This window comes from Leucobacter insecticola (assembly GCF_011382965.1).
Classification (GTDB): domain Bacteria; phylum Actinomycetota; class Actinomycetes; order Actinomycetales; family Microbacteriaceae; genus Leucobacter; species Leucobacter insecticola.
The window spans coordinates 1006967-1020040 of sequence record NZ_CP049934.1 but is presented as its reverse complement, the minus strand read 5'-3'; the positions used below and the strand labels follow the sequence as shown (position 1 = coordinate 1020040).

7 protein-coding genes and 1 pseudogene are annotated in these 13074 nt (G+C 58.1%); 5 read left to right on the top strand and 3 right to left on the bottom strand.

Features of this window, described 5'->3' with window-relative positions:
• Nucleotides 1–250: 250 nt before the first annotated feature.
• Nucleotides 251–1539, bottom strand: a pseudogene (locus tag G7067_RS04695) (nucleotide sugar dehydrogenase).
• 84 nt (nt 1540–1623) lie between these two features.
• Between G7067_RS04695 and G7067_RS04690 the strand changes: the two are divergent.
• Nucleotides 1624–2448 carry an acyltransferase family protein gene (locus G7067_RS04690; protein WP_166322344.1) on the top strand — a complete coding sequence of 275 codons (825 nt, stop codon included), beginning with the start codon at nt 1624–1626 and terminating at the stop codon, nt 2446–2448.
• Nucleotides 2449–2495: 47 nt separating this feature from the next.
• Nucleotides 2496–3713 (top strand): acyltransferase family protein, encoded by a 1218-nt coding sequence (locus G7067_RS04685; RefSeq protein WP_166322342.1) that lies wholly within the window; start codon nt 2496–2498, stop codon nt 3711–3713.
• A gap of 24 nt (nt 3714–3737) precedes the next feature.
• On the opposite strand, the gene G7067_RS04680 is transcribed toward G7067_RS04685, so the two are convergent.
• Nucleotides 3738–4550: a glycosyltransferase gene (locus G7067_RS04680; RefSeq protein ID WP_166322340.1), complete on the bottom strand. Its 813-nt coding sequence runs from the start codon at nt 4548–4550 to the stop codon at nt 3738–3740.
• A 727-nt stretch (nt 4551–5277) separates the two neighbouring features.
• Here G7067_RS04680 and G7067_RS04675 point away from each other — a divergent pair.
• Complete coding sequence (locus tag G7067_RS04675; protein WP_166322338.1) at nt 5278–7056, top strand: ABC transporter ATP-binding protein; 1779 nt, start codon at nt 5278–5280, stop codon at nt 7054–7056.
• 56 nt (nt 7057–7112) lie between these two features.
• Nucleotides 7113–8369: a glycosyltransferase gene (locus G7067_RS04670; RefSeq protein WP_166322336.1), complete on the top strand. Its 1257-nt coding sequence runs from the start codon at nt 7113–7115 to the stop codon at nt 8367–8369.
• A 672-nt stretch (nt 8370–9041) separates the two neighbouring features.
• Here the strand turns inward: G7067_RS04670 and G7067_RS04665 are convergent.
• The gene (locus G7067_RS04665; RefSeq protein ID WP_166322334.1) at nt 9042–11699 is read right to left on the bottom strand and encodes an LGFP repeat-containing protein; all 2658 of its coding nucleotides are present in this window, start codon (nt 11697–11699) and stop codon (nt 9042–9044) included.
• Between the two features lie 111 nt (nt 11700–11810).
• Between G7067_RS04665 and wecB the strand changes: the two genes are divergently transcribed.
• On the top strand, nt 11811–12884 hold the full coding sequence (gene wecB, locus G7067_RS04660) for a non-hydrolyzing UDP-N-acetylglucosamine 2-epimerase (RefSeq protein WP_166322333.1): 1074 nt from the start codon (nt 11811–11813) through the stop codon (nt 12882–12884).
• Nucleotides 12885–13074: the final 190 nt, after the last annotated feature.

Here is a 13074-nt window from a genome sequence, read left to right as displayed (position 1 = left end):
TTCAACATGCTCAGGAAACGCTCAACTTTGAGGCCCTGATTGCCATACAGCCGGGTTACATCACATACACATGTGGTCCAAACGCATGGTCCACGGGCTGGTCCGCGGATACAAGAACATCCCCTCACGTTCTTGTGTGGGGTGACACAAGAACGTGAGGGAAGCAGGCTGCTGGCCGGGCACCAGGGCACACAAAGCTGCAAGCGAAGGCCCCAGCTCATCGATTCCACCTCAGGGAATCGCTGAATCGCTAGCCGCCGATAACGATGCGGGGAACACCAATCCAATTCTCCGGCGGCGTCACATTTCGACCGTCCGCAAACAGTTTGATACCTGGAAAATCTGCGGGGCTAAGTTCACAGTACTCAGCGTGATCAGCCTGCAGGATCACAACGTCTGCGGGATCTCCCAAGGCATGAGCTGAGAACCCAAACCCCGCAAGTTCCGCGTCGCTGAACAGCGGGTCATGCACACTAACCCGGGCCCCACGCGCAACAAGTGCTGCAACCGTCGGAAAGACTCCTGAGACCGCAGTCTCCTTCACGCCGCCCCTGTAGGAAGCCCCGAGTACAACCACGCTCTGTCCCTGCAGATCACCGATGGTCTGCTCAACCCGCTCCACCAGATACTCAGGCATTGTTGTGTTGTAGGCGCGCGCTGTGCGCACGATATCCGCGTCTGGGTCTGTCGACAGGTACAAGCGCGGGTACACGGGAATGCAGTGCCCACCGACCGCGATACCGGGGCGGTGGATATGACTGAACGGTTGGGAGTTGCAGGCTTCGATCACTCGATACACATCGATGCCGACGGTGTCCGAGTAGCGCGCAAACTGGTTTGCGAGTCCAATATTGACGTCACGGTACGTCGTTTCCGCGAGCTTAGCCATCTCCGCGGCCTCGGCAGACCCCATGTCCCACACCCCGTTCGGGCGGGGTAGATCGTCACGTGGGTCAAACGTCAATACGGCCTCGTAAAACTCGGTTGCCCGCCTAATGCCCTCAGCGCTAAGACCGCCAACAAGCTTGGGATACTTTTTCAGGTCAGCATAGACACGGCCAGTGAGTACCCGCTCAGGCGAGAACACAAGGTGAAAATCTCTACCCTCACGAAGGCCCGAAATATCTTCGATGAGCGGCTTCCAGCGATTCCGAGTCGTACCCACGGGAAGTGTTGTCTCGTATGACACGAGCGTGCCGGGGGAGAGGTGCTCCGCGAGCGATCGAGTTGCAGAATCCATCCATGCGAAATCCGGCTCACCGCTCTGCTCATCAACGAGGAGCGGAACCACGAGCACGACCGCATCCGCGTTCGGGATTGCATCGGCATAATTCGTAGTCGCACGGAGCATGCCAGCAGGTACCTGCTCGGCAAGCTTCTCCGCTAGGCCATCCTCACCTGGAAAAGGCTCCTCAGCGCGATTGATGCAATCAACCAGCGCCTGATTCACGTCAACGCCGATCACCTCATGCCCATTGAAGCGTACTGGGTGGCGAGGGGCAGGCCGATCTTTCCGGTTGCTACGACTACGATCTTCACGGGTAGAGTCTACTAGGGTACGTTGATTGAGTTCGTGCGCTAACGCAAGCCCCGATTTTATTTACACCAGGAGTCAAGGCCCGGATGAGCACCATCACAACTCGGCCAAACGACGATTCGACGGTACTCCCCAGGTTCGGCACCGAGTTTCGAACTGATCTTCAGGGCCTCCGGGCAGTCGCCGTGCTTCTCGTCCTGACGTATCACGCCGGGGTCCCATTTCTCTCGGGTGGCTACGTCGGCGTTGACGTCTTTTTCGTTCTCTCCGGGTACCTCATTACGGGAATCATGGCGCGCGAGCTACTCAGCACAGGGCACCTATCCATGCAAACCTTCTATGCCCGGCGCATCCTCCGAATTGTGCCAGCCGCGACCGTGGTGCTTATCGCTACTGCCATCGCCACGGTGGTATGGCTTCCCATCACACAATGGCGGAGCACTGCTGCAGAGATCGTTGGATCCGCCTTCTATGTCTCCAACTGGCAATTTGCCGCATCGACGGATTATCTCAATACTGACTCTGCACCGAGCCCACTGCAGCATTTCTGGTCACTCGCCATCGAAGAGCAATACTACCTGATTTGGCCGGCACTACTCGTGCTCGCGCTCACCGTAGCGAAGAGGTGGCTGAGGTCACAGGGAAAGGGCTTCTCGCCGCTTACTATTGCAACGATCGTCATGGCGACAGTCACCCTCATTTCGTTTTGCTGGTCGCTTGTCGCGGTTTCCAACTCACCTGAGGCGGCTTACTTCCTCACCCCCGTCAGGATATGGGAACTGGGCGTAGGGAGCCTGCTTGCACTCGCTGTTCCTAATCTTCGCGGAATTTCAACAGTTCTCAAACAGCTACTGTTTTGGGGCGGGCTCCTCGCAATTATTAGCGCGGGGTTCTATACGATCGCTTTGTAGGCTTCCCAGGAGCAACCGCCCTGCTCCCGACGTTGGGAGCCGCAGCGGTGATCGTAGGCGGGCTTCCGGGATCAGCCCCGTCGCCACGAAATTTGGTGCTGGGAAACCCCTTCATGGTGCGGGTCGGCAACCTCTCTTACTCGCTGTATCTGTGGCACTGGCCGATCCTCGTCGTTGCGGCACAAGTAGCGGGCAAGCTTTCCGTGGCGCTTGGAGTGCTGCTCGTAACCGCATCGTTTATCCCCGCTTACCTGAGCACTCGATTCGTCGAGAAACCGATCCAGACCTGCTGGAAGCTGCGAGGCTCGGCCCCGCGAGCCTTCATGATCGGAGCGATGTGCATGATTGCATCGCTGCTCGCGGCGGTGATGATTTTTGTCAGTCTCGGCTCATCGGGCACGAGCGCCGCAGCGAGCGATCCCGATGCTTCCGGAGCAGCCACAATTCCCGCAGGTGGCCAGGTTCCGCGTCTCGATCACCTTTCCCCCGAGGTTCAGTCGGCGCTGGCTGATGCAGGCGGCGACAACCCCGAAATCTACGCTGACGGCTGCCACCTGGAAGTTGCAGAAACGGAGCCGCGCGAATGCAGCTACGGGGATACTGGAGGCGAGACCCTGCTGCTCACCGGTGATTCGCACGCGGCCCAGTGGTTTCCCGCGCTTGAGCGGCTCGCCACAAGTCGGGGGTACAGGCTCGTGTCAATGACCAAATCGAGTTGCCCCTTTGCAGACGTCACGGTGGAGCTTTCAAACAAGGATCGGCCCTACTCCGAGTGTGCGGAGTGGAACGCTAAGGTGCGTTCTTTTATCGAAGACGAACGCCCCCTCGCAGTTTTCACGAGCACGCTGGGATCCTACGATGTGGCCGAGAGCTCCGACGCAGCGTCACTGCAGGATGGACTGCGCCGAAGCTGGGAGTGGGCCGCTGGCACGGGCGCAGTTGTGATCCCGCTCGTCGACACCCCGTACATGAACAGCCGTGTCCCAGATTGCCTGGCGACGAACGTTCGCGATCCTGAAATATGTAGCACCACGCAGCAGGAAGCCTACAAGCATCCGGGCCTGGAGGCCGCCGCCGCCACCGGGCTCGAACACGTTAAGGTGCTCGACCTTAACGACAAAATTTGCCCCGGTGAGGTCTGCGAACCGGTTATCGGCGGCGTGGTCGTCTACCGCGACCAGCACCACCTGAGCGCAAGCTATTCACAAACGCTCGCAGGGATCCTGGGCGAGCGCAGTTCCGTGTTTCTGAACAACGCCCAGTAGCCAGCTAGGACCTAGGAACTACAGCTACGCGACCAGGCTGAGCAAGTATTCGCTGAAGTCGCTGTAGTTCTTTGCACTCGACCACTCACGGTTCCAGTGATCCAGGCTCGCCTGCACAAATCCTTCGTAGCTTTTCTCGTTCGCATTCCAGAGCTGTTCAATTCTGTCGGCTATCTCCGCGGCCGTCGGGTCCGGGGGCAGCAGTCCATCAAACATCCCCGCTTCCGAATCAATGAGCTCGGCGTTTCCCCCAACATCGCTCGCGATGATCGGGAGCCCCTGCGCAAGTGCCTCCATAATCGAAACCGGCACACCCTCAGATTCAGAGACATTCACAAACACCGTAGCTGCGTGGTTTGCATGCCAGCCGCGGACTTCATCGTTCGTGAGGTGCCCGGCGAACTCGAAGGATCCCGGCGCAAGCACGCGCTCGGCATAACTCTGCACTTCTGTGACATGCTCCGTGTCGCCCAGCCCCAGATGGGTCCAACGCACCGGCATTCCTCTGCGCTGCAGCTCTCCAAGCCCATCGATCAGCAGCGGGATCCGCTTCACCGGCACGAGATAGGAGCACGTCACCACGTGGTGCTCTTCCTTGCTCGGATTTCCCGCGTTCTCTGCTGCCTCAACGCCGAGGTGTCTGACGTCAATCTTTGAGGCGTACTCGGGGTACTTCCGCCGCAGGTAGTCGCGACCGTCGACCGAAGCAGTGAGCACGCGAGCCATTCCGGAGAAAAGAAGTTCCCTCTGCGGTAGGTACTTTGTCGCTTTACGCTCGGAGTATATGTCGTAGCGATGGGCACGACTCAGCACCACAACGTGCGAAAGCTTAAGCATGGTTCTCACCATGAGTGCAGTTCGCGCAGGAGTTTGCATCCAATAGCTGTAGAACACAGCCCGCTTCGAAGGAACAAGAGCCTGCGCGAGCGTCGGAGCGATGCTTTCGGCAGTCATACAAGCCAGAAGATCGAGCTTGAGGTCTTCTAAACAGTGAAGCAACCTTGGAAATCTCCGACACGAACGTCCGACAGACCCCGCGGCCACCAACGGATGCCTAAAGGCGAAACTCAGCACCTTTCGCGTATTCGTCTTGGTACTGTCAAGAGAACTCGGCGCCACGAGCCGAACCCCCGGCGGCAATTCCCGCTGCATCGAAGCACTTCGGTATGGCAACGAAGGCACAACGATGACCTCATCAAATCTTTCAGAGAGTATCTTGATCTCGGCCTCAATAAACTCTTCTCCCGGCATGAACGGAAAGAGATTCGTAAAGAAGACAAGCACGGTGCCCGAGGAGGAACCCTCTGGGGAAACGTGTGGATTAGAAGGCATCCGTGTGAGCCCTTTCATCAAGACGGTCAGATCGCGCCGCTGTTACAGATCCCGGCTGGACCACAGCTCAGAGTACTACGACCTACCTAACAGCCCAACTGACAACCCTCAATCCAGCTAGAAAAGCCAGACAGGCTGCCTGGTTCGCAATCCACGCTTAAGACTAGCGCCGCGGGCTTGTAGGCTAATCAAGACCTGAACTTCAGGCTTCAAGGATTAGGAGAGTGCACGAGTGAGAGCTATTTGGATGACGCTCAAAGGCCTCTTTGGAGTCCTGCCGAAAGGCGCTGTGGGCTTCTATGTCGGGTACTCGATCGTCACCGGACTTCTCGCGATCCTCGACACCGTAGCGCTCGCACTCGTCATGCTCGTAGCCACTTCTCTCGTCTCGGACGAGCCGCTCAAGCTTCCGCTCCTCGGCGAGGTGCCGGTTGCCGCAACCACATGGGTCGTGGTTGCGATCTGCGGTCTCTTCATCGCGAAGAGCGGTTTTGCCTTGTTGCTTCATTGGCGGGCGACGCGGAGATTCGCGAAGTACGAACTCCATCTCGGTAATCAGCTTTTCGAGCGCTACGCCCACTCGAGCTGGGAACGGCGCTCCCGTCTGAGCACCGCAGATGTGACCCGCATTGTCGATGGCTCGGTTTCCGCCGCCAACCGAGGATTTATCCTGCCGCTTTCACAGGTGCCCGGAAACGGATTCACTTTCATCGCAGTCTTGCTCGTCCTAGTTGTGGCGCAGCCGCTTACTGCCTTGATAGCGTTTGTCTATCTCACCGCGATCTCAGGGGGAATGCAGTTGCTGGTGTCTCGGAGGGCGCGCCTTGAGGGACTTCGTGGCCGTAACTATTCGTATCGCGTTGCGACGATTATGACCGAAATGGTCGACGCGTTGAAGGAAGTTACCCTTCGAGGCAAACTCAACGAAGCCGGCCAGGTGATCGCAAGAAACCGTGCTGTTGTGACGAGAGCTCGCGCCAACATGTCATTTCTTGGCATTCTGCCCAAGTATGTGTTTGAGGCGACCCTCATCGGTGGCTTCCTCCTCATTGGTGGCGCCGCCTATTGGCGCGGCGGCTTCCCTGAGTCCGCCATTGCTATCTCAATGTTCGCCGCCGCGGGCTTTCGGATGATTCCGGCTATGAATCAGGTTCAGGCCAGCATCACCGCCGCTTCCGCAAACGAAGCGTTTGCCCAGGATGTCATCCGAGAACTCACGCCATCGCCTGAGGATGTTCTCGAAGGTAGCTTGTCCACAGATAGCGAGCGTCTTCCCCAGTCTCTGGCGAAGCTCGAACTACGCGACGTCAGCTTTCACTATTCAGGAAACGATCAGCTCGTCCTCGACCGACTTTCACTGACAATCCCGTTCGGTTCCAGCTTGGCGATCGTTGGCCCCTCGGGCGCGGGCAAATCGACCCTCATAGATATTTTGCTGGGTCTCAGCGTCCCGACCAGCGGCTCCATCATGCTCGACGGTCATCCGCTAGAGCTTGTCATGCAGCAGTGGCGAAGCAGAGTCGGCTACGTCCCCCAGAGAGTAGCCCTGTTCAACGGGACGATCGCGCAAAACGTCGCCCTCACTTGGGAGGATGGCTATGATCCGGGCCACGTAACCCGCGCTCTAGAAAGGGCGCAGGTTACCGAATTACTCGATCGACCCGAGGGCATTGATGCGCTCCTCGGTGAACGGGGCACCTTAGTTTCAGGAGGCCAGCAGCAGCGCCTCGGGATTGCCAGAGCACTGTACGCTGACCCCTACGTTATGGTTATGGACGAAGCAACGAGTTCACTCGACACAGAAACCGAAAATCGTGTCGTCGAATCGATGCAGAGCCTCCAGGGGAGCGTCACCTTCATCACGGTGGCCCACCGACTCGCGACCATTCGCGACTACGATCAGGTCTGCTACCTCGACCGGGGAAAGATCCTTGGGAGCGGGACATTTGATGAGGTGGTTGCGGCCGTGCCAGATTTCAAACGGCAGGCAGAACTCGCCGGACTAATATAGGAGACGCTGAACTCATCACTTCCGCTTCAGTGTTTTTAGAATCCGAAAGGTATCTCTTGCGCATCCTCCTGATCTGCCCGTTCTTCCCACCGGAGAATAAGATTTCGGCTGTTCGGGTCGCAAAGTTTGCCGAGAACTGGGCCGAGGCAGGACACGAGGTGAGAGTACTCACCCGGGAAACTCCCGCGACTGGCCTCGCGGAGCCCCACCACTCGAACATCTCCATCCATCGCGCTCAGGACCCGTTCGCCCGGCTCGCCCCCACGGCTCCAGCGCGCCTCGCCAAGAGGCGTAGGCTGTTCGCAATCGCTAGAGCTCTCTACTCGCGCGCGCTTAGTCTTGTGTGGCCAGACCTCTTCAGATCTTGGGGAAAGGCAGCGCAGAGTTTGGCCATGGACGACACGTGGCGACCGGACGTCGTCGTAGCAAGCGGCGGTCCCTTCACAGCGCTACGGGTCGGATCAAAACTTGCAAAGAATTTCGATGTCCCCTTTGTGATTGACTACCGGGATCTCCTCGCAACGAGCACGTACTACCAGTTCGGGGCGCTACGCCATCGGCTCGATATGGCCGTCGAGAACCGAATCGCAAGGCAAGCGAGCCTTCTCGCCACTGTCAGCGATCCGCTCGCCGAAGAACTTAAGATCAGCTACGACCGGCCAACTGTGGTCGTGTTGAACGGGTATGACCCCAATGATTTCAAGAATCTGAGATATGAGCCAAAACCTGGCCCTCTCCGAATTGTCCACTGTGGCTGGGTGAGGCCAGACCGACGTGATCCAGGCCCTTTCCTGCGCGGAGTTCACCAGTTGTTGCAAGAGTCTCCGGAACTTGAAATTGAGGTCGATTTTTATGGGCCGCCGCCGGGTACAGTGCTCCGGCTCATCTCGGAACTGAACCTCGAACGCGTCGTGTCCTACCGGGGCCAGGTCAACCATGCAACATCCCTAGCGCTGCAGGCAGAGGCCGATGCGCTGCTGCTGCTGCTGTGGAACGATCCTGGCGAGCGAGGCGTCTTTTCGGGCAAAGTATTCGAGTACGTGGGCGCAGATCGCCCGATTATTATGACCGGGTACGAATCAAGCGTTGCTGCTGAGCTCATCTCCCAGAATGATCTGGGGATCGTAACCAACGACTCTCAACGAATTGCGTCCTATTTGCGTGAACTGGCAAATGAGAAGCTCACCACAGGAAAGGTAGCGGGGCCGGGCTTTCCCGAAGCAAACGAGTACACCCGCGACGTCCAAAGCCAACACTTCCTTAATGCGATCGAGAGTGCGATATCTCCAGAAAGGCACTCGTCAGCTGGCTAACCACGTGCCATACGCAGCCCAGGATCAATGCTGTCCGGCAAAAGCTCTGAAATGTGAAAAGGAATTTCAGTGCGGATTGTCAGGGAAGATATGTGCCGATCCACATTACACCTCTCCGCAAGATACTTCGGTCACCCACGTCACAATGTATACCCGGGGTTTGATTCGACGCTACGGGATCAGGTCGCACCCTGACTTCCCACCGATCAGTCCAACAATTCACCAACAACACCTTTGGTGATACTCGCGGCCTTAACGATCTAGTCCCGAGCCGCCCGTAACGCTGTCGTGAAACAGAGCCACCGTGTATCGAGATCGGGTACGCTCAAGGGCCCCGTCATTTCATGCCCGGGACCAACGAGTTGTCTCGAGGCGCTTCTTTCGGGGGCAATGAGCGTGGTGATGATCCGCCCCGTGCATCGCTTCGGCGAGTACCGACTGTGCGGGCCTCGGCAGAGTGGCTGCGGGTCCCGCAGCCAAACGGCCCCAAATGCGCAACCGGCCATGCGCGGCAAACGCGACTCCCACAAGAAAGAAATAGGCTATTATCCGCAAGAAGAGTTTGCGGATGCGATGTCGCCTCCCAACAGCAGCTTCTAGTTCAGCATCACCTATTTCAGGCGTGACGATTTGGGTGCGTTCGCCAAGATTCCGGGCCTCAACACATCGAGCTTAGGGGGCCATCTCTGTGCTCCCGCCCTGCGATTCGGATGAAGTGTTCTCCTGCGCACCGGGAGCACTCTCTTGATCCTTGTTCGTCCCGACACTAGCCGATTCTTGCTCGACGGGAGCTGTTGGCTGCTCCACTTGGAACGGCTCCTGACCATTTGAACGAGGCGCCGTAACGTCTGCCACAAACCAAGCGCCGTGTGCGAGAGTGTAGTAGGCGATGCCCTTCGCGAACTTCATCGTGCAGTCTCCATTGGAGGTGCACACCGCTGCCGATACAGGCCAGCCCCAAGATCCATCGACATACCCGGCGTCACGGTAAGCCTGTAGCATTGCCCCGTTGTTCATCAACACGACGCTGCCGTTTTGCCGGTTTACGAAGATCGCACCACCGACGAAATCCTGACGCCAGCCACTAGGCGTAGACACCATCGCAGATGTCGGGAAACCAAACCTGCCAGAAGGCCCACCGTTGTTCTGGTAGAACGAAAGAATACTCCCGTTCATCGCCTGAGCCCCAGTAGCAGCACTCCAATAGATCTCACCATTCGCGAATTTCTGGCGAACCCCACCAGCAACCGCAACCTCAGGACCCGTCGGATACCCGAGCGCTGAAGATGGGGAACCCCAGGTTGCAAGCAGCCGCGATGAGACAAGTTGAATGCCACTCGCAGGGGAATACGCAATCGTGCCCTTGGTTGTCAACAGAGTACAACCGTCATGCACCAGACGACAGGCCACGAGATCCGTCGGCCACCCCCAAGCATCAACAAACCCACCCGCTCGATAGCCACTCAGAAACGCACCATTACCCAACGGAACGATCTTACCGTTTTGCCGGTTTACGAAGATCGCACCACCGACGAAATCCTGACGCCAGCCACTAGGCGTAGACACCATCGCAGATGTCGGGAAACCAAACCTGCCAGAAGGCCCACCGTTGTTCTGGTAGAACGAAAGAATACTCCCGTTCATCGCCTGAGCCCCAGTAGCAGCACTCCAATAGATCTCACCATTCGCGAATTTCTGGCGAACCCCACCAGCAACCGCAACCTCAGGACCCGTCGGATACCCGAGCGCTGAAGATGGGGAACCCCAGGTTGCAAGCAGCCGCGATGAGACAAGTTGAATGCCACTCGCAGGGGAATACGCAATCGTGCCCTTGGTTGTCAACAGAGTACAACCGTCATGCACCAGACGACAGGCCACGAGATCCGTCGGCCACCCCCAAGCATCAACAAACCCACCCGCTCGATAGCCACTCAGAAACGCACCATTACCCAACGGAACGATCTTACCGTTTTGCCGGTTTACGAAGATCGCACCACCGACGAAATCCTGACGCCAGCCACTAGGCGTAGACACCATCGCAGATGTCGGGAAACCAAACCTGCCAGAAGGCCCACCGTTGTTCTGGTAGAACGAAAGAATACTCCCGTTCATCGCCTGAGCCCCAGTAGCAGCACTCCAATAGATCTCACCATTCGCGAATTTCTGGCGAACCCCACCAGCAACCGCAACCTCAGGACCAACCGGATACGCGAGCGGACCCCATGGTCCAAGTTTCATTATGGTATCGAGGCTCCTATAGAGGGTGCCGATCGCACCGTTGACGGCGGTGACCCCGAGCCAAGAGTTGTAATACATCGTGCCGCGTTCAAAGTCCTGCGTCACGATGGTGTTTCCATGCGCAATCGAGCTCGCGATCGGCTTGCCGTATATTCCGCTTGCCCCTCCGTTCGCGTTCCAGTGCGCGGTGAACTTAGGATCAACCGTCACGCCGCCGCGCACACTCCCAAACCATGAGGTGTAGAAGTTGAAGAAGTTTCGGTTGCCGTAGCTGGAGCAGCTGTCACCGGTTCCCCAGCCAGCGTTCAACGCGGCCTGGTTTGGTCGGTAGGGAGTGTAAATGTACAGCGCGGCCGTCGCCCAGTTCGAGATGTACACCTGAGACGTTCCACAACCGACATTCGGGTGCCACTGGATCGCATTTGTCTGGAACGGCCGATAGCGGTAACTGGCGGGGTGTGCCTTATACACCTGCAGCTGCCAAGCCGCACGATACACCTGCATGGGGAAGCCTTGCTGGCTTGGATCACAATTCGCCGAGTTATTCGGCCCCGAATCCGGGCATGCGTAACCCATTGCAAATTCGTACTGCCTGATGAACGGCCAGCTATCAGTGACCAGGCTCTGCTCCTTCTCAAGCATCACCAGAAGCACCTTTGGGCTAATGCCGCAGGCACGACTCACCTTCGCAATGACGGTCGCGGCCGACTCATTCGTACCTCCCGCATAGGCCTTGCAGTAGGCGTTAGCGGCACGGGTCGCGGTGGTGAACTGCGCGTCTTTCAGACAAACGCTAGAAACCATGTTGTTACCAACCCAAGTCCACTGGCCCCGGCCAGGATCATTGATGGTACAACGCGGCACCTGCTGGTTCAAGAAGCTTTGTATCTGCCCTGCATCCCAGGCATAACCGTCATAAAAGACGGCATCATCAATAATGTTGCCAGGATCGAAGCCGGTGACGGGAGCCGCGTTGGCCGGAGTCGCCGCCGAGGGAGACCACGGTGACAGTATCGAGAAAAAAAGCGCGACGACCGCAACCCCAGTAACTAGGGTGCCGCGCACACGTGATCGCGCAGTGGTCGTATTCACACACATCTCCCTCAAAGTTCAAGCTGCCCTTGAATGTTACCCCCTTCACCACAACGTCGGGCTCGACAGGCCGATATCTAGCCAGGCTACGCGACCTCCTAGACTAGACGGGTGAAGATCATGAGTGTCGTGGGCGCGCGCCCCCAGTTCGTCAAACTAGCCCCGATCGCGCACGCAGCCGCTGCAGCCGGGCACGAGCACATCATTGTGCACACGGGTCAGCACTACGACCCGCTACTCTCAGATGTCTTTTTCCGAGATCTCGGTATCCCAACTCCTGACGCTCACCTCGACGTCGGTTCCGGCTCACACGGGGCACAGACCGGTGCGATGCTCAGCAAGATGGACGACATACTTCATCAGTTCAAACCTGACTGCGTGCTCGTCTACGGCGACACAAACTCCACGCTTGCCGCTGCGGTCAGCGCGGTAAAACTGCACTATCCAGTCGCCCACCTCGAGGCCGGTCTCCGCTCCTTCAACCGCGCGATGCCCGAGGAACACAATCGCGTGCTCACTGACCACGCTGCCGATTTATGTCTCGCGCCAACTGAGACGGCGATGCGGCATCTCGACGCCGAAGGTCTCGCGGCCAGTTCGGTGCTTGTAGGCGACGTGATGACCGACGTCCTATTCCAGACTCGTGACTCAGTGCTCGCGGGCAGCACCCCGCACCCCTTTGCGGGCGAATTTGAGGCAGGTGCCTATTACCTCGCGACCATCCACCGCGCCGAGAGTACCAACGATCCGGCTCGTCTCGCAGAGATTGCTGTGGCTCTCCGCAATGCGGACAAACCCGTGGTGCTGCTGGCCCACCCCCGCCTACGCGTAAAAGCTGAGGAGCATGGCATCAAGCTCGATGGGGGATCACTCACGACCCGGGATCCGCTCGCGTACCCCGAACTCGTCAAGGCCGTGCTCGCAAGCGCTGGAGTCGTGACCGACTCAGGCGGGCTACAGAAGGAGGCCTTCCTGCTGCGTGTGCCCTGCACCACCATTCGTACTGAGACCGAATGGGTTGAAACCATTGAGCTCGAGTGGAATGTGCTCGCAAACACTTCTGACGAGATCTCTGCGGCGCTCACGCGAGCTCGCCCAGCTGACACCAACGCTGCCCCATACGGCGATGGCCACGCCGCCGAACGGGCGGTAGCCGTCATCGCGCGAACGTTTTCTGACGCCTAGATGTTTAATTCCCGGTCGTTGGTGACGCTACGCGGTCAATGACCGCAGGAAAGGATCGTATTCCATCCAAGGGTGGTTTCTCTTTGCGTGCGGGCCCTATCAAAGCGATCCTTCCCCGCGCGAGCTCGGACTCGATACCCTTTCCGCAGTGGCCTTTGTTGGCCATGATATTCCGCCCGGACAAGTTGGG

What these genes read in the sequence shown, in the direction of transcription:
- G7067_RS04690 (WP_166322344.1), top strand. Translation starts at nt 1,624, where the DNA reads ATGAGCACCATCACAACTCGGCCAAACGACGATTCGACGGTACTCCCC.
- G7067_RS04680 (WP_166322340.1), bottom strand. Translation starts at nt 4,550, where the DNA reads ATGCTTAAGCTTTCGCACGTTGTGGTGCTGAGTCGTGCCCATCGCTAC.